Here is a 17,683-nt window from a genome sequence, read left to right as displayed (position 1 = left end):
GCAGCTCAAGATTCCTGGGTCTTTGTGGGAGCGGGCTTGCTCGCGATACAGGCGGCGCGGTTTAACGTTAAAACGCAGCGATCCAATCGCGAGCAAGCCCGCTCCCACAGTGCTTCAGTTGCTGGACAGGCGGTCGCCTTCGGCGAATTTCCAGGTGCGGATGATCTCCAGCCGGTCGATGTCCGCCAGATCACCGGTAAAGGGGGCAAAAGGTGCCGCCAGGCGCACGATGCGTTGTGCCGCCTGGTCCAGCAGCGGCTGGCCCGACGATTCAAGCACCAGCACTTCATGCAGCGAACCGTCGCGGTTGATCGACACCAGCAGGCGCAGTTTGCCGTAGATCTTTTCCCGGCGTGCCTGCTCGGGGTAGTTGAGGTTGCCGATGCGTTCAATCTTCTTACGCCAGTCTTCTTTATACCAGGCGCCCTTGTCGCGCATGGTCGAAGCCGCGCTCATGCGGTAGATCTTTGGGCGCTTGGCGTACAGCTGCTGCTCGTTGGCCAGTTCGGCTTCGAGGCTGGAAATCTCGCTGGACAGCTGGGAACTGTCGAACGTTGGAATGCTGGCCTTGGGTGCCGCTTCGGTCTTGACCTTCTGCGGCTGGCTCGGGGCTTTTTTTGCCGTGGGCGCCACGGTAGTCACGGCGGCCTTGGGTGCGGCCTGGGTCTGTTCGGGTTTGGCGGCAGGCGGCGGGGTGACCTTCTTGACGCTGTTGTCCTGGAAAGGGGCGATTTCCGTCGTCTTGGGCACGGCTTTCTTGTCCAGCGTGCCGCTGCCCTGCTGGTTGTCCTGGGCTAAAAAGTCGGCTTTTTCCGGCGCTTTTTCGCTTTTGAACGTGGACAGGGTGATTTCCAGGGTTTTGCTGATCTGTTTGGGCGCTTCCATGTTGAACCCCACGCCGACGATCACTGCAATATGCAGCAGTGCCGCGACAAACAGGGTAAATCCGAGGCGATCGGCCGCACGCACGCCTTTATGGCCGAGTTCGGGGGGCAGGTCGTTGGGAGGTGTCATGGCAAAAAGACCAACATCGCGGGTTTCACGGGGTGCCCATGATAGCGCAATGTTGGTCTTTTATAGGGCTTGCAGATCAGCGTGCAGCGAGCTTGCGCTCTATCGCATCCATCAACAGGGCGCCGATATTGGTGCCGAACGCATTATCGATCTCGCGGATGCAGGTCGGGCTGGTAACGTTGATTTCAGTCAGGTGCTCACCGATTACGTCCAGACCTACAAATAGCAGACCCTTTTCACGCAGCGTCGGGCCGACCTGAGCTGCAATCCAGCGGTCCTTTTCGCTCAACGGGCGGGCTTCGCCACGACCGCCTGCGGCGAGGTTGCCGCGGGTCTCACCTTGCGCCGGAATACGCGCCAGGCAGTAATCTACCGGCTCGCCGTCAATCATCAGGATGCGTTTGTCGCCATCCTTGATCGCCGGCAAATAGCCCTGCGCCATGATCTGCTGAGTGCCGTTATTGGTCAGGGTTTCGAGAATCACCGACAGGTTCGGGTCGCCCACTCGGTGGCGGAAAATCGAGGTGCCGCCCATGCCGTCCAGCGGTTTGAGGATCACGTCACCGTGCAAGGCAGCAAATTCACGCAGCACGTCGGCGCGGCGGCTGACCACGGTTGGCGGCGTGCATTGGGTGAACTGGGTGGCGAACAGTTTTTCGTTACAGTCGCGCAGGCTCTGCGGTTTGTTGACGATCAGTACGCCATCGCGCTCGGCCTGTTCCAGCAGGTAGGTGGAGTACACAAACTCCATGTCGAAGGGCGGGTCCTTGCGCATCAGGATCACGTCCAGATCGCTCAGGGCCGTGTCGGTCTCGGCGTCCAGCTCAAACCACTTTTGCGGGTTGGCGAACACCTTCAGCGGCTTCATGCGGGCCCGGGCCTTGCCTTCATTCAGGTAAAGGTCTTGCTGCTCCATGTAGAACAGGGTCCAGCCACGGTCCTGGGCTGCCAGCAACATGGCCAGCGAGCTGTCCTTTTTATAGGAGATGCCCGCAATGGGGTCCATGACAATCCCGACTCGAACGCTCATGGCAAATTCCTCAAATAAATAGTGGGCGCAAAGGCTTTGAAAAGTGGCGCCAGAGTGGCGCTGAGTGTGGCCCCGGTCAAGGAAAAACCGCCTGCTCCAGTCAGCCCGCAGCCCTTCGATAGATTGAAGGTCGTGACTGTGCTAAAAAGGCTCGCACAGTGCTTGCAGCCCTTGTCCATCAAGGAGTTGGGGTTTCAGGCCGTACAGTTGTAACAAAACGGGTCGCCTTGGCGATGGTAGAGCAGATATGGAAAAGCATTCCAGCGCCTTGAAGGTGATGGTGATCGACGATTCGAAAACCATTCGCCGCACCGCCGAAACACTGTTGAAAAACGTGGGCTGCGAGGTGATTACCGCCATCGATGGCTTTGATGCGCTGGCCAAGATTGTCGACCACCACCCGCATATTATCTTTGTCGACATCATGATGCCGCGCCTGGATGGCTATCAGACCTGCGCCCTGATCAAGAGCAACCGGGCTTTCAAGTCGATCCCGGTGATCATGTTGTCGTCCAAGGACGGTCTGTTCGACAAGGCCAAGGGGCGGATTGTTGGCTCTGATCAATTTTTGACCAAGCCCTTCAGTCGCGACGAACTGCTGAGCGCAATCAAGGCACATGTGCCAGCCTTCACTATCACCCAAAGTGCCCAATAACACCGGCCAGCCGGCCAACCACCTGATAAATGGGGAACACCATGGCTCGCATTCTGATCGTCGATGATTCGCCGACTGAAATGTACAAATTGACCGGCATGCTCGAAAAGCACGGCCATGTAGTGCTCAAGGCCGAAAACGGCGCAGACGGTGTTGCCCTGGCGCGTCAGGAAAAGCCCGATGTGGTCTTGATGGACATTGTGATGCCGGGCCTCAACGGCTTTCAGGCGACGCGTCAGCTCACAAAAGATCCGGAAACCGGCAACATCCCGGTGATCGTCGTGACGACCAAGGATCAGGAAACCGACATGGTCTGGGCCCAGCGCCAGGGTGCCAAGGGCTACCTGACCAAACCGGTGGATGAAGAGCAACTGATCCTCAAGGTGAAACAAATCCTGGAAGAAAACCCTCCTAAATGACGGTCACCCTATGCCCGGCGCACTGACAGCCTTCGAACTGCTGCTTGAGATCGACCAGCGTTGTCGCTCGCTGGCGGCGGGTCTGGCGCCTGCACAGGCGCAGCTCGACACCTGGAGCGGTATTGGTTTTCGCATCGGCGAGCATTGTTTTGTGGCGCCGATGGGCGAAATTGCCGAGATCCTGCATGAACCACGGTTCACCCTGCTGCCCGGGGTAAAACCCTGGGTCAAGGGCGTGGCCAATTTGCGTGGGCAACTGCTGCCGATCATGGATCTGTGCGGTTTTTTCGGGGTCGAGCTGTCACCCTTGCGTAAACAGCGCCGTGTATTGGTGCTGGAATACAAAGACGTGTTTGTCGGCTTGCAGGTCGATGAAGTGCAGGGCATGCAGCACTTCGCCCATGCCGACCTCAATACGGATACGCAAACCTTGCCCCACCCGGTATTTGCACCTTATGTGCAAGGGCACTTTGCCGCTGAGCACCTGTGGTGGGTGTTCAGCCCGTTTGCCCTGGCCCGGGCGCCACAGTTCTGGGCGGTGGCCGTATGAGCAGGCTTTCAGCTTTAAAACGGGATTTCGGGACCTGATCGATGACCACAGCCAATACCGCTAAACCACTGGAAGGGTCGCGCAGTCGTTCGCAGATCATCGTGCTTTTTATCGCCCTGATCGTGTTCATCATGCTGTTATTCGCCAACTTTGCTTACCTCAATACCCAGTCCAACTACGACAAGCAGTACATCAGCCACGCAGGTGAGTTGCGGGTGCTGTCCCAGCGTATCGCCAAAAACGCCACCGAGGCCGCTGCCGGCAAAGCCGCCGCATTCAAGTTGCTGATTGATGCGCGCAATGATTTCAGCCAGCGCTGGGGTTATCTGAGAAAAGGCGACCCGGCCACCGGCCTGCCTCCTGCTCCTGCAGCCGTACATAAAGAAATGCAGGCGGTGCAACGTGACTGGGAGCTGCTGCTCAACAACGTCAACGCCATTCTGGCCAGCGAACAAACCGTGCTGTCGCTGCATCAGGTGGCTGCAACCCTGGCCGAGACCGTGCCGCAGTTGCAGGTTGAATACGAAAAAGTCGTCGAAATTCTCTTGCAGCGAGGCGCCCCTGCCAGCCAGGTAGCTCTGGCCCAGCGCCAGTCCTTGTTGGCCGAGCGTATTCTGGGTGCGGTCAATACCGTGCTGGCCGGTGACGAAAACGCTGCCCAGGCCGCCGGTGCCTTTGGCCGTGATGCCAACCGCTTCGGGCTGGTGCTCAACGGCATGCTCGAAGGCAATGAAGGGATGAGAATTACCCAGGTTGAAGACAAGGATGCCCGCGCCCGCTTGCAGGAGATTTCCGAGCTGTTCCAGTTTGTGTCCGGTACGGTGGATGAAATCCTTGAAACCTCGCCGCAACTGTTCCATGTGCGCGAAGCGGCAAACAACATTTTCAGCCTGTCGCAAACCCTCCTCGATGAAGCCTCGACCCTGGCCAATGGTTTTGAAAACCTCGCCAGCGGGCGCTCGCTGGATATCATCGGCGGTTATGTTCTGGGCTTGCTGGCACTGGCATCGATTATCTTGATCGGCCTGGTGATGGTGCGCGAAACCAATCGCCAATTGCGCGAGACGGCGGAAAAGAACGAGCGAAACCAGAACGCGATCATGCGCTTGCTTGACGAGATTGCCGATCTGGCGGACGGCGACCTGACGGTGACCGCCTCGGTGACCGAAGATTTCACCGGTGCCATCGCCGACTCGATCAATTACTCCATCGACCAGCTGCGTGAACTGGTGGCCACCATCAACCTGACAGCAGGCCAGGTGGCGGCAGCGGTACAGGAAACCCAGGCCACCGCCATGCAGCTTGCCGAAGCTTCCGAGCATCAGGCCCAGCAGATTGCCGAGGCCTCCGGGGCGATCCAGGAAATGGCCCATTCGATCGACGAGGTATCGGCCAACGCTTCCGAATCTTCGGCGGTTGCCGAGCGTTCCGTAGCGATTGCCAACAAGGGCAATGAAGTGGTTCATAACACCATTCGCGGCATGGACAATATTCGCGATCAGATCCAGGACACCGCCAAGCGAATCAAGCGTCTTGGCGAGTCCTCACAGGAAATCGGCGATATCGTCAGCCTGATTGATGATATTGCCGATCAGACCAATATTTTGGCGCTCAACGCTGCCATTCAGGCCTCGATGGCCGGTGATGCCGGGCGCGGCTTTGCCGTGGTGGCCGACGAAGTGCAGCGCCTGGCCGAGCGCTCATCGGCGGCGACGCGGCAAATCGAAACCCTGGTGCGGGCCATTCAGGCCGATACCAACGAGGCCGTGATTTCGATGGAGCAAACCACTACCGAAGTGGTGCGCGGTGCCCGTCTGGCCCATGACGCTGGCGTGGCGCTGGAAGAGATCGAAGGGGTGTCGCAAAACCTGGCAGACCTGATTCAAAGTATCTCCAATGCCGCACAAAAGCAGACCACTTCGGCGGCGCAGATTTCCCTGACCATGAGTGTCATTCAGCAAATCACCAATCAGACCTCGTCCGGCTCCACGGCGACCGCCGAAAGCATCGGCAATCTGGCCAAAATGGCCAGCCAGCTGCGGCGCTCGGTGTCCGGTTTTACTTTGCCTGCTCCGTCCAAAGACCATGAGCCACAGTAATGCGCTGCAATTCTGACTGGAGTCGTTATGGTTGACCGGCACGACTATGTGGCCCTTGAATGGGTCAAAGGCGAAATTGCCCATACCCTGAAACAGGCCCGAGTGGCGCTGGACGCCTATGCCCAGCGGCCAGCCGCCGACGTGCTGGAACAGTGCCTGGATTGCATTCATCAGGTGCATGGCAGTTTGCTGATGGTTGAATTCTATGGCGCGGCTTTGCTGGCCGAAGAGATGGAGCAACTGGTGATTGCCCTGCAGGAGGGCCGCGTCAGCCAGGTCGACGAAGCACTGCGCCTGCTGCAGCAAGCGTTCAGCCAATTGCCGTTGTATCTGGACCGCGTCCACAGTGCCCGGCGCGACTGGCCCCTGGTGGTGTTGCCGTTGCTCAACGATTTGCGCAGCGCCCGTGGCCAGGCCCTGCTCTCGGAAACCAGCCTGTTCAGCCCGCCCTTGCAGGTGTTGCCCGCCCTGGATGAGGCCGCCCTAGCCCGGCTGGCACCTGCTGACTTGCCGAGCCAGCTGCGCGTGATGCGCCACACCCTGCAGGCCGCGTTCCTGGCTTTGCGCCGCGGTGAAGCGGTGCAGGCCAACCTGGAAAAAATGGCCGCGGTGTTCGCGCAACTGCAAGGCATTTGCCAGGGAGCACCGCTCAACGCCTTGTGGAAAATTGCCGCTGCACTGATCGACGGCATGCTTAAAGGTCGGGTACCCAACAGCCCGGCCCTGCGCAGCCTGCTGAAAAAATCCGACAAGGAACTCAAGCGCCTGCTGGCACAGGGCATCGAGGCCATCAACCATCCTGCCCCCGAAGACCTGCTGACCAGCCTGCTGTTTTATATTGCCAAGGCCGAGCATCCGACCACGAAAATGCTCGCGCTGAAAAACCACTACGAACTGGATCAGGCCATGCCCGATGCGGCGATGGTCGACGAGGAGCGGGCGCGGTTGGCCGGCCCTGACCGGGATGCCATGCGCTCGGTGGTGGCGGCGTTGTGCGAAGAACTGGTGCGGGTCAAGGAACGCCTCGACCTGTTTGTACGCAGTGATCGCCTGCATGTCTCGGAACTGAGCAGCCTGATGGCGCCACTGCGTCAGATCGCTGACACCCTGGCCGTACTGGGGTTCGGGCAACCGCGTAAAGTCATCATTGATCAACTGGCGGTGTTGCAAAGCCTGGCCCAGGGCCAGCGCGAACCCACCGATGCGGTGTTGATGGATGTGGCTTCGGCCCTGCTTTATGTCGAGGCCACCCTGGCCGGTATGGTCGGCAGCGTCGAGCCCTCGCTGCGTGAAGAAAGCCGGTTGCCCACCACTGACCTGATGCAGATTCACCAGTTGGTGATCAAGGAAGCCCGCATCGGCCTTGAAGAAGTCAAAGACCTGATCGGCGATTATCTGGCGGCCGAGTACGACCGCCAGCACTTGCAGTCCGTGCCTGCGCTGTTGACGCAAATCCGCGGGGCGCTGGCGATGATTCCCCTGAATCGCGCGGCCAGTTTGCTGCAAGCCTGCAATGAATATTTGCGTGAGCGCGTGCTGCAAGGGTCTGATCACCCCGCGCACGAGCAACTTGATCACTTGGCCGATGCGTTGATCAGCATTGAGTATTACCTGGAACGCCTGGCCCAGGACCCTGGTGCTTCGAGCGAGCAGGTGCTGGATCGGGCCGAAAACAGCCTGGCTGCACTGGGTTACGCGCCGGCGACGCATCCCGTGCCATTGTCCGATGATAGGCCTGGCGGCCAAGAGCAATCGCTGATGCCGGACCTGCAGGCGCCTGGCCTGGCCGATGTACTGGCCAGCCCGCTGTCGGCGCTCAATCCTCCGGCGCAACACATGCCTGCCAGTTTGCTACCGCCACCCGTGGATGAAGCGCCGCTGGACGAAGAACTGCTGGAAGTCTTTCTCGAAGAAACGGACGAAGTCCTGATCAGCCTGCACGACAGCCTGCCGCAATGGGTCGCCGACCCGGCGGACAGTGTTGCGCTGGCCGAGTTGCGGCGCGGCTTCCATACCCTCAAGGGCAGCGGGCGCATGGTGCGTGCGCTGGTGCTGGCAGAGCTGGCGTGGGCGGTCGAAAACCTGCTCAACCGGGTGATTGAGCGTAGCGTGGCGCCGTCTGCGCAGATCTTCCAACTGCTTGAAGACGTTATGGCCATGCTGCCCGAACTGATTCAGGCCTTTGCCGAACAAAGCCAGCGTCAACGCGAAGACGTCGACCAACTGGCCGCACGCGCGCAGCACCTGGCCCAAGGCGAGCCGCAACCACTGTTGATTGCCCAGGACGCCGGCAATTTCGATCCACAGTTGCTGGATATCTTCCGTCAGGAAGCACAAGCCCACCTTGAGCGCCTTGACCGTTTTCTGGACCAGGCCCGTGCACACATGCCGCTGCAGGCCAGTGACGATTTGCAACTGGCCGTGCACACCCTCAAAGGCAGCGCACATATGGCAGGCGTGATGCCCATGGCTGAACTGGCCGCGCCGTTGGACCATCTGGTGCGTGAATACAAGGCACACACGCTTGCCCTGGGGGAGGATGAAATCGACCTGCTGCTGGAAGCTGACACCCTGCTGCATGCGGGGCTCAAGCAACTGGATAGCGACCCGCTGGCCGAGATCCAGGGTGCGCGCTCACTGATCGAGCGCACCGAGCAACTGATCGCCAGCCGCCTGGATACCCTGCTCAATAGCCCTGCAAGCAGTTGGGTGGCCAGGCGTGACCCGCAGCGCATTGCCGAGTTTCTGGCCGAGAGCATGGATATTCTGTTCGATGCCCAGGAGCTGCTTAAAACCTGGCACCAGAACCCCCATGAACGCGATGGCCTGGACAGCCTGCTGGATCAGCTGACCACCCTGGGTGAGTCTGCCCACCTGCTGGACTTGCAGCCCATGGATGCGCTGTGCGAAGCCCTGCTTGACCTCTATGGCGCGGTCGAAGAAAGCAGCCTGGCACCCAGCGAGCGTTTTTTCGAAGCGGCCGATGATGCCCAGGAAGCCCTGATCAACATGCTCGACCAGTTGGCGGCAGGGCAGGAAATCACCCCGCAGCCGCAGTTGGTCCAGACCCTGCACGCGCTGCTGCACGAAGGGCTCGCGCCTGACGCCACAGGGCTGATTCGCGGTGATGGCGGGCGGGTTACCGAGCTGGGGGCCGCCACCAGGCAATTGGGTGGAGGCCAGGACGAGGACATCGATGATGAAATCGTCGAGATTTTTCTCGAAGAGGCGGTGGACATCCTCGAGAGTGCCGCGCAGGCCTTGCAGCGCTGGCTCAGTGCACCCGACAGCCTGGCGTCGCTGTCGTCCTTGCAGCGCGATTTGCACACCCTCAAGGGTGGGGCGCGCATGGCCGGTATTGAACCGATCGCTGAACTGGCCCATGAGCTTGAACACTTGTATGAAGGCTTGCTGGACCGGCGCCTGAGTGACAGTCCGGCACTGGCTCGCCTGCTGGAGCGCAGCCACGAGCAACTGGCGCTGATGCTTGAAAAATTGCTGCACAAGCAAACGTTGAGCGAGCCTTATGAACTGATCGAGGCGATTCGCGGCTTTCGTCTTTACAGTGCAGCCCTGCCTGATGCTGGCAGCGTTGCCCCGCAAGCGCCACCGAGCAATGAAGATCCGCAGTTACAGGAAATCTTCCTCGAAGAAGCCTTCGATATTCTCGAAAGCTCGGGTGCGGCCCTGGCGCGTTGGCAAGCCGAGCCGCAAAGCCACCTTGAAGTGGAAAACCTGCTGCGCGACCTGCATACCCTCAAGGGCGGGGCGCGGATGGTGGAGGTCGCCGCGATTGGCGATTTTTCCCATGAGCTTGAAACCCTTTTCGAGGATATTTCGGTAGGTGCCATCACGCCCAGTGATGGGCTCTTTGTGTTGCTGCAGCGTTGCCACGACCAGCTTGCGCAAATGCTTGACGCGCTGCGCAGTGGTCAGGCGCTGCCTTCGCCCCAGGTGCTGATCGAGAAAATCCGCCAGATTGAGCGTAACGCCCGGCCGACACCTGCCACCCCGGTCAAGCCCGAGCCTGCGCCTGCACCGGTGCCCGAAGGTGAGCGCACCGGGCTGGACACCCTCAAGGTTCCGGCCGAGCTGCTCGAAGACCTGGTCAACCTGGCGGGTGAAGCCTCGATCATTCGGGGGCGTGTGGAGCAGCAGGTCAACGACGGTCAGGTCGCCCTCAACGAGATGCAGACCACCCTTGAGCGGATGCAGGATCAACTGCGGCGCCTCGACATCGAAACCCAGGGTCGCCTGCACAACCGCGCGCACACCGAAGCCGATGGCGTGGCCTACGACGAATTCGACCCGCTGGAAATGGACCGCCATTCCCTGCTGCAGCAGCTGTCCCGAGCCCTGTTCGAATCAGCTTCCGATCTGCTCGACCTCAAGGCGACCCTGACGGCCCGCTACCAGGACGCCCACGGGCTGCTGCAAAAACAGGCGCGGGTGAACACGCAATTGCAAGAGGGCCTGATGGGCACGCGCATGGTGCCGTTCGAGCGCGTATTGCCGCGCCTCAAACGGGTGGTGCGCCAGGTTGCCAGCGAGCTGGGCAAGCAGGTTGAATTCAGCGTGATCAATGCCGAAGCCGAGATCGATCGCAACGTTCTGGAACGCATGGTTGCGCCCCTGGAGCATATGCTGCGCAATGCCGTCGACCATGGCCTGGAACCGGCCGACGTGCGCCATGCCAGCGGCAAGCCGGAGCAGGGGCTGATCAGCCTGGAACTGTCCTATGAAGGCGGCGACGTAGTATTCGACATGCACGACGATGGCGCGGGAGTGCCGCTGGAAGCCGTGCGCCGCAAAGCCATCCTGCGTGGCTTGCTGAACCCTGAAGCAAGCATCAGCGACCGTGAGGTGCTGCAGTTCATCCTGCAGCCCGGGTTTTCCACGGCCGAAAAAATCACCCAGATCTCCGGGCGTGGCGTCGGCATGGACGTGGTACATGAAGAGGTGCGCCAGTTGGGCGGCAGCATGACCATCGATTCGGTGGCGGGCCAGGGCGTGCATTTTCAGATTCGCCTGCCCTTCAGCGTGTCGCTCAACCGGGCTTTGATGGTGCAGTGCGCAGACGAACAATACGCCATTGCCCTCGACACCGTTGAAGGTGTGGTGCGCGTCATGCCCAACGAGCTGGAAGGCTACTACCAGCTCAACCCGCCGCTTTATCACTACGGTGGGCAAACCTACGAGCTGCGTTACCTGGGCGAGTTGCTGCAAACCGTGGGCAAACCCAAGCTGGTGGGCGAAAGCCATTCGCTGCCGGTGCTGCTGGTGCATTGCCAGGACCAGCGCGTGGCGTTGCAGGTGGATGCGCTGTTGGGTTCGCGGGAGATTGTGGTCAAGAGCCTCGGCCCGCAATTTACCGGGGTACAGGGCCTGTCGGGCGCGACCATTCTGGGGGACGGGCGGGTGGTGCTGATCCTCGACCTGCCGGCCTATATCCGTGCCCATCAGGCGCGTCAGCCGTTGCAGCGGGCGCAGCACGAGGCGGTGGGCGCCCTGGAATTCACCCCGGCCGTGCGCCCGCCGCTGGTACTGGTGGTGGACGACTCGGTCACCGTGCGCAAAGTCACCAGCCGCCTGCTGGAGCGCAACGGCATGAACGTCATCACGGCCAAGGACGGGGTCGACGCCATGAGCGTACTGGAAGAGCACACCCCTGACCTGATGCTGCTGGACATTGAAATGCCGCGCATGGACGGTTTTGAAGTGGCCACCCGCGTGCGTAACGACCCGCGCCTCAAGGACCTGCCGATCATCATGATCACCTCGCGCACCGGGCAAAAACATCAGAACCGGGCGATGGCCATTGGCGTCAACGACTACCTGGGCAAACCTTATCAAGAGTCCGTGCTGCTGGAGCGCATTGCCTACTGGAGCAACTTCCATGCTTGACCATCGCGTGGGCAGCCTGACCGGCTTGCTGCTGCCGCTAGCAGATCGCTATCTATTGCTGCCCAATGTGGCCATTGCCGAGCTTATCGGCTGGCAGCGCGGCGAGCCCAGCAGCGACTCCCCGCCCTGGCACCTGCGCCAGATTACCTGGCGCGACCACCAACTGCCGTTGATCAGCTTTGAAGCGGCATGCGGCGGGCCACTGGTGATCGGTGAGCGGGCGCGGATCGTCATCCTCAACACGCTGGGTGGTGACCCGGATTTCAAATTCATGGCCATGGTGATTCAGGGCATCCCGCGCTCCTACAAGGTCGATAGCCAGTTGAGCTTTGTCGACGTGCCGCTGTGCCCGCTGGAGCGCGCGGCGGTACAGGTGGGCGATCATGTGGCGAAAATCCCGGACTTGCTGGCGCTGGAACGGTTGGTGCGGGGCAGCGCGGATTAAGCAGCACGTGTGGGAGCTGGCTTGCTCGCGAGCAGGCGATGCGGTCAGTCAGTTAAACCGCGGTGCTGCTATCGCGAGCAAGCCCGCTCCCACAGAGTTTCGTGGCAGGCCCCGAATTCTGGGAACACTGCAAAACCTGTGGGAGCTGGCTTGCCTGCGATGCAGGCGATGCGGTCAGTCAGTTAAACCGCGGTGCTGCTATCGCGAGCAAGCCCGCTCCCACAGAGTTCAGTGGTAGGCCCCGAATTCTGGGAACACTGCAAAACCTGTGGGAGCTGGCTTGCCTGCGATGCGCTCAGTCAGATAAATCGCGGTGCTGCTATCGCGAGCAAGCCCGCTCCCACAGAGTTCAGTGGCAGGCCCCGAATTCGGTGAACACTGCAAAACCTGTGGGTACAGGTTGCCCTGCTCGACGAACGCCGCATTGCCCTTTAACCTCGCAACCCTGACCCTTATCTCATAACCAGGTGACACAGTCGCACTATCGGCTCTTGAGGATCTTGCACATGTATCACGGGGAAAAACTCAACGCCTGGACCCATCTGGTGGGTGCCGTGGCGGCAGCAATAGGCAGTATCTGGTTGTTGGTAATGGCCTGCCTGGACGGTAGCCCGCAGAAGATTGTCAGTGTGGCCATTTATGGTGTCACGCTGGTGCTGTTGTACAGCGTATCCACCGTGTACCACAGCGTGCGCGGGCGCTCCAAGGTGATCATGCAGAAGTTCGATCATCTCTCCATTTACCTGCTGATCGCCGGCAGTTACACGCCGTTTTGCCTGGTCACGCTGCACGGCCCCTGGGGCTGGTCGTTGTTTGGCATCGTGTGGGGAATGGCGGTGATCGGCATGCTGCAAGAGATCAAACCGCGCTCCGAAGCCCGCATCCTGTCCATCGTTATCTACGCGGTCATGGGCTGGATTGTACTGGTGGCCGTCAAGCCCTTGCTGGCAGCGCTGGGTACCGCAGGCTTTGTATGGCTGGCCACCGGCGGGGTGATGTATACCGTGGGGATCATCTTTTTTGCCCTCGACCACCGTCTGCGCCATGCCCACGGCATCTGGCACCTGTTTGTGATCGCCGGCAGCCTGCTGCACTTTGTGGCCATCGCCCATTATGTGATCTGACTCGGGGCTACTGAACCTCCTGCTTGGGCTTCTGGGTGTCGCTGCGGATCTGCGCGTGGCTGATCAGGGCGAAGATAAAACTGCCACCAATGATATTGCCGGCCAGGGTGGGGCCGGCAAAGATCAGCCAGAAGTCCTTCCAGGGCAACTCGCCAGCAAACACCAGATACGACACCTCGGCCGTACCGACCACGATATGGGTGAAGTCACCCAGGGCCATCAGGTAGGTGATGAGGATGATGATCCACATCTTGGCGCTTTCCATGGATGGGATCATCCACACCATGGTGGCAATCATCCAGCCCGAGATAATGCCTTTGGCGAACATCTGGCTGGCGTCGTTTTCCATGACCTTGCGGCCGATTTCCAGAAAGGCCTTGTCGGTCTGCGTGTCGAAAATCGGCAAATGCAGCATCACATAGGCCACCAGCAGGGTGCCCATCAGGTTGCCCACCAGCACCACCGCCCACAGCCGCAGCAGCCGCCCGAAATTGTTGAGTGTGGGTTTGCTCATGATCGGCAGAACGGCAGTCAGGGTGTTTTCGGTGAACAGTTGCTGGCGGGAGAGAATGACCGCCAGAAAGCCTGCGCAATAACCGAAGCTGGCGATGACCTTGAACCCGTCGCCGTCGGGCAGGCGTGAGTTGAGCAGGCCCATGGCCATAAGGGACAGGCCCATGGTCAGCCCGGCGGCCAGTGCCGACCAGAACAGGGCGGCGATGCTGCGCTCCAGTTCCAGATCGCCCTGCTGGCGGATGATTTCGTGCAGCACCGCGGCGCGCGGTGGCTGGTTTTTGCTGACCTCGTGCTTTTCTTCAGCCGTCAGGTTGGGGGTTTTGCCTGAATTTTGAGTGTCCATAAGGCTCCAGAACCGAAGGCGTGTGAAGGTACGACACGCATGGACTGTAGCTGTTCACTCTTGACCTGTAGATACTCTGTTGCCGGTCAACCCTCCCTGTGGGAGCGAGCCTGCTCGCTCCCACAGTTAAAATTCCCTTCAGACCTTCGGCAGCTGCTACGGGAGCCAGGCATCAAGCCTGGCTGTCATCCTGGAACTGGTCCTTGACGTATTTGATCTCGGTACGCCCGTGCGGCGCCGGCAGGCCGTCTTCACCCAGGTTGACGAAAACCATCTTGTCCACAGTCAGGATGCTTTTGCGGGTGATCTTGTTGCGCACTTCGCAGGTCAGGGTAATCGAGGTGCGACCAAACTCGGTGGCGGTGATGCCCAGTTCGATGATGTCGCCCTGGCGCGAGGCACTGACGAAGTTGATTTCGGAGATGTACTTGGTCACCACACGCTGGTTGCCCAGCTGGACGATGGCGTAAATCGCGGCTTCTTCGTCGATCCAGCGCAGCAGGCTGCCACCGAACAGGGTGCCGTTGGGGTTGAGGTCTTCGGGTTTAACCCATTTGCGGGTGTGAAAATTCATATTCGCTCCTGACCGTCTTGCCTTAGATGCCGACCATGATGTCAGACCACGGCATTCAGCTCTATTAAGCTTCGACTATGGTCTCGATTAGGCAAATCAAAATGCCGTGGATAAATCCTTGGGAACATCGGCGCGGATGGCTATAATGCCCCTCGCTTCAAAACGGTCATTTTTACCCGGTACCGTTCCCGCCACCTGTCCGAGGGGCGCTGCAGCAGGTTCAACCTGTCAGGCTCGGATGGGGCGTTGTTTGTTCAGGGCTCCCTGGGCAGGCACTAAACGCACAACGGCGCCCATTCGCGATTAAACGAATGGAGGCTCTTGATGAGCGCTGTAAACACGCCTGCAGGTTTTAACGACTTTAAAGTCGCCGATATGTCCCTCGCCCAATGGGGCCGCCGCGAAACCTTTATCGCCGAGTCCGAAATGCCTGCCCTGATGGGCCTGCGTCGCCGTTATGCAGCAGAACAACCGCTCAAGGGCGCGAAGATTCTGGGTTGCATCCACATGACCATCCAGACTGCCGTACTGATCGAAACCCTGGTTGCCCTGGGTGCCGAAGTGCGTTGGTCGTCGTGCAACATCTTCTCGACTCAGGATCAGGCTGCTGCCGCTATCGCTGCTGCCGGTATCCCGGTTTTCGCCTGGAAAGGCGAAACCGAAGAAGAGTACGAGTGGTGCCTGGAGCAAACCATCCTTAAAGATGGCGAGCCATGGGATGCCAACATGATCCTCGACGACGGCGGCGACCTGACCGAGCTGCTGCACAAGAAATACCCGGCCATGCTGAAAAAGATCCACGGCGTGACTGAAGAAACCACCACCGGTGTTCACCGTCTGCTGGACATGCTGGCCAAAGGCGAGCTGATGATCCCTGCGATCAACGTGAACGACTCGGTCACCAAAAGCAAAAACGACAACAAGTACGGCTGCCGTCACAGCCTGAACGATGCCATCAAGCGTGGTACTGACCACCTGCTGTCCGGCAAGCAGGCACTGGTTATCGGCTACGGTGACGTGGGCAAGGGTTCGTCCCAGTCCCTGCGTCAGGAAGGCATGATCGTTAAAGTGTCCGAAGTTGACCCGATCTGCGCCATGCAAGCCTGCATGGACGGTTTTGAAGTGGTTTCGCCGTTCATCAACGGCCAGAACGATGGCACCGCTGCCAGCATCGACGCTGCGCTGCTGGGCAAGATCGACCTGATCGTGACCACCACCGGTAACGTCAACGTGTGCGACAAGAACATGCTGGCCGCGCTGAAAAAACGCGCTGTGGTGTGCAACATCGGTCACTTCGACAACGAAATCGACACCGCTTTCATGCGCAAAAACTGGGCATGGGAAGAAGTGAAGCCACAGGTTCACAAGGTTCACCGTACTGGCCTGGGCGAATTCGACCCACAGAACGATGACTACCTGATCCTGCTGGCTGAAGGCCGTCTGGTTAACCTGGGCAACGCCACAGGTCACCCAAGCCGCATCATGGACGGTTCGTTCGCCAACCAGGTACTGGCGCAGATCTTCCTGTTCGCCCAGAAGTACGCTGACCTGCCAGCCGAACTGCAAGCCGAGCGTCTGACCGTAGAAGTGCTGCCGAAGAAGCTGGACGAAGAAGTGGCCCTGGAAATGGTTCGTGGTTTTGGTGGCGTTGTAACGCAACTGACCAAGCAACAGGCTGACTACATCGGCGTCACCGTCGAAGGCCCGTTCAAGCCAGAAACCTACCGTTACTGATTAAAGAAAGGCGGTCAGGCTTGCACTGACCGCCTTTTTTTTGTGTGAAAGTTCAGCGTCAGGGGTTGTCCATGCCCCCCTCGCGCACGCCAGGGTATTCCCATGTCTCAAGACCGTCGTTACAGCTTCGAGTTCTTCCCGACCAAGACCGATGCTGGACATGAAAAACTGATGAACACGGCTCGCCAGCTGGCGACCTACAACCCGGATTTCTTTTCCTGCACCTACGGTGCCGGTGGCTCGACCCGTGACCGCACGATCAATACCGTGCTGCAACTGGAGAGCGAAGTAAAAGTACCTGCTGCTCCGCACCTGTCGTGCGTGGGTGACAGCAAGGCCGATTTGCGCGGCCTGCTGGCCCAGTACAAGGCCGCGGGCATCAAGCGCATCGTTGCGCTGCGTGGCGACCTGCCTTCGGGCATGGGCATGGCCAGCGGCGAACTGCGCTATGCCAATGACCTGGTGAGCTTCATTCGTGAAGAAACCGGTGACCACTTCCATATCGAAGTGGCGGCTTACCCGGAAATGCACCCGCAAGCGCGCAACTTTGAAGACGATATCAACAACTTCGTGCGCAAGGCCCATGCTGGCGCTGACAGTGCCATCACCCAGTACTTCTTCAACGCCGACAGTTACTTCCGTTTTGTCGAGCGCGTACAAGCAGCGGGAGTGATGATTCCTGTGGTGCCGGGCATCATGCCGATCACCAATTACAGCAAGCTGGCGCGGTTCTCTGACGCCTGTGGCGCTGAAATCCCGCGCTGGATCCGCAAGCAACTTGAAGCCTACGGCGATGACACGCAGAGCATCCAGGCATTTGGTGAGCAGGTCATCAGCGAAATGTGCGAACGCCTGCTCGACGGCGGCGCCCCGGGGTTGCACTTCTACACCCTGAACCAGGCTGATCCGAGCCTGGCGATCTGGAACAACCTCAAGCTGCCGCGCTGATCTGCCTTTGTAAGAGCGGGCTTGCCCGCGATGGCATCGCTGCGGTCCGTCAAGGGATGCGCGTCGTATGCATCGCGAGCAAGCCCGCTCCCACATGGGTTTAAAGCCGTTGGGCAGCATGAAATCGGCGCGTCGTGATTGCTCTGTTATACTCCGGTTTTTCCGCCAGGCTTACGCCCGGCCGCTCGTCCTTGTACAAGGCATTCAACCTCCCGTTACGGCGCAGCTCTCAGCCAGCGCGAGCGGCATGAATGGGCCTTCAGGACTGGAGCAGGACCGGACGGGATTGCGTCATCTTAAACGCCATTCACGCCAGGCAAGACTATCC

Annotated in this window: 13 protein-coding genes and 1 riboswitch; of the genes, 9 read left to right on the top strand and 4 right to left on the bottom strand. The window is 59.8% G+C overall.

Annotated features, from left to right (window positions below):
• Positions 1-114: 114 nt before the first annotated feature.
• Entirely contained in the window at positions 115-1,014 is a 900-nt protein-coding gene (locus EQV96_RS14810) for an energy transducer TonB (RefSeq protein ID WP_094999862.1), read from the bottom strand.
• Between the two features lie 76 nt (positions 1,015-1,090).
• On the bottom strand, positions 1,091-2,044 hold the full coding sequence (gene gshB, locus EQV96_RS14805; protein WP_094999863.1) for a glutathione synthase: 954 nt from the start codon (positions 2,042-2,044) through the stop codon (positions 1,091-1,093).
• 247 nt (positions 2,045-2,291) lie between these two features.
• Here gshB and pilG point away from each other — a divergent pair, with 247 nt between their 5' ends.
• The 7 genes from pilG to EQV96_RS14770 all read left to right on the top strand — a co-directional run bounded on the left by pilG (position 2,292) and on the right by EQV96_RS14770 (position 13,240).
• Positions 2,292-2,699 (top strand): twitching motility response regulator PilG, encoded by a 408-nt coding sequence (gene pilG / locus EQV96_RS14800; RefSeq protein WP_095019610.1) that lies wholly within the window; start codon positions 2,292-2,294, stop codon positions 2,697-2,699.
• A 41-nt stretch (positions 2,700-2,740) separates the two neighbouring features.
• Positions 2,741-3,118 (top strand): twitching motility response regulator PilH, encoded by a 378-nt coding sequence (pilH, locus tag EQV96_RS14795; protein WP_095019611.1) that lies wholly within the window; start codon positions 2,741-2,743, stop codon positions 3,116-3,118.
• Between the two features lie 10 nt (positions 3,119-3,128).
• Positions 3,129-3,668 carry a chemotaxis protein CheW gene (locus EQV96_RS14790; protein ID WP_094999866.1) on the top strand — a complete coding sequence of 180 codons (540 nt, stop codon included), beginning with the start codon at positions 3,129-3,131 and terminating at the stop codon, positions 3,666-3,668.
• Positions 3,669-3,709: 41 nt separating this feature from the next.
• Complete coding sequence (locus EQV96_RS14785) at positions 3,710-5,767, top strand: methyl-accepting chemotaxis protein (protein WP_094999867.1); 2,058 nt, start codon at positions 3,710-3,712, stop codon at positions 5,765-5,767.
• 27 nt (positions 5,768-5,794) lie between these two features.
• A complete protein-coding gene (locus EQV96_RS14780; RefSeq protein ID WP_240882156.1) occupies positions 5,795-11,671 on the top strand; it encodes an Hpt domain-containing protein in 5,877 nt (1,958 codons plus the stop codon).
• Positions 11,664-12,116, top strand: a complete 453-nt coding sequence (locus EQV96_RS14775; RefSeq protein ID WP_094999869.1) for a chemotaxis protein CheW — start codon at positions 11,664-11,666, stop codon at positions 12,114-12,116. Before EQV96_RS14780 ends, EQV96_RS14775 begins: the two co-directional genes overlap by 8 nt.
• A gap of 506 nt (positions 12,117-12,622) precedes the next feature.
• The gene (locus EQV96_RS14770; RefSeq protein ID WP_094999870.1) at positions 12,623-13,240 is read left to right on the top strand and encodes a hemolysin III family protein; all 618 of its coding nucleotides are present in this window, start codon (positions 12,623-12,625) and stop codon (positions 13,238-13,240) included.
• A 7-nt stretch (positions 13,241-13,247) separates the two neighbouring features.
• Here the strand turns inward: EQV96_RS14770 and EQV96_RS14765 are convergent, their stop codons facing one another.
• Together EQV96_RS14765 and EQV96_RS14760 are read right to left on the bottom strand one after the other, a co-directional pair.
• Complete coding sequence (locus tag EQV96_RS14765; RefSeq protein ID WP_094999871.1) at positions 13,248-14,099, bottom strand: formate/nitrite transporter family protein; 852 nt, start codon at positions 14,097-14,099, stop codon at positions 13,248-13,250.
• Positions 14,100-14,271: 172 nt separating this feature from the next.
• Positions 14,272-14,673, bottom strand: a complete 402-nt coding sequence (locus tag EQV96_RS14760) for a hotdog domain-containing protein (RefSeq protein ID WP_016782518.1) — start codon at positions 14,671-14,673, stop codon at positions 14,272-14,274.
• Between the two features lie 195 nt (positions 14,674-14,868).
• A riboswitch (S-adenosyl-L-homocysteine riboswitch) is annotated at positions 14,869-14,975 on the top strand.
• A gap of 22 nt (positions 14,976-14,997) precedes the next feature.
• Between EQV96_RS14760 and ahcY the strand changes: the two genes are divergently transcribed.
• Together ahcY and metF are read left to right on the top strand one after the other, a co-directional pair.
• Positions 14,998-16,407 (top strand): adenosylhomocysteinase, encoded by a 1,410-nt coding sequence (gene ahcY / locus EQV96_RS14755; RefSeq protein ID WP_088378781.1) that lies wholly within the window; start codon positions 14,998-15,000, stop codon positions 16,405-16,407.
• A 102-nt stretch (positions 16,408-16,509) separates the two neighbouring features.
• Positions 16,510-17,355: a methylenetetrahydrofolate reductase [NAD(P)H] gene (gene metF, locus EQV96_RS14750; protein WP_094999872.1), complete on the top strand. Its 846-nt coding sequence runs from the start codon at positions 16,510-16,512 to the stop codon at positions 17,353-17,355.
• Positions 17,356-17,683: the final 328 nt, after the last annotated feature.

This window comes from Pseudomonas sp. TMW22080 (assembly GCF_022496745.1).
Classification (GTDB): Bacteria; Pseudomonadota; Gammaproteobacteria; order Pseudomonadales; family Pseudomonadaceae; genus Aquipseudomonas; species Aquipseudomonas bubulae.
Note: the sequence above shows the minus strand (reverse complement) of the source record. Positions and strands in the feature narration are given on the sequence as shown.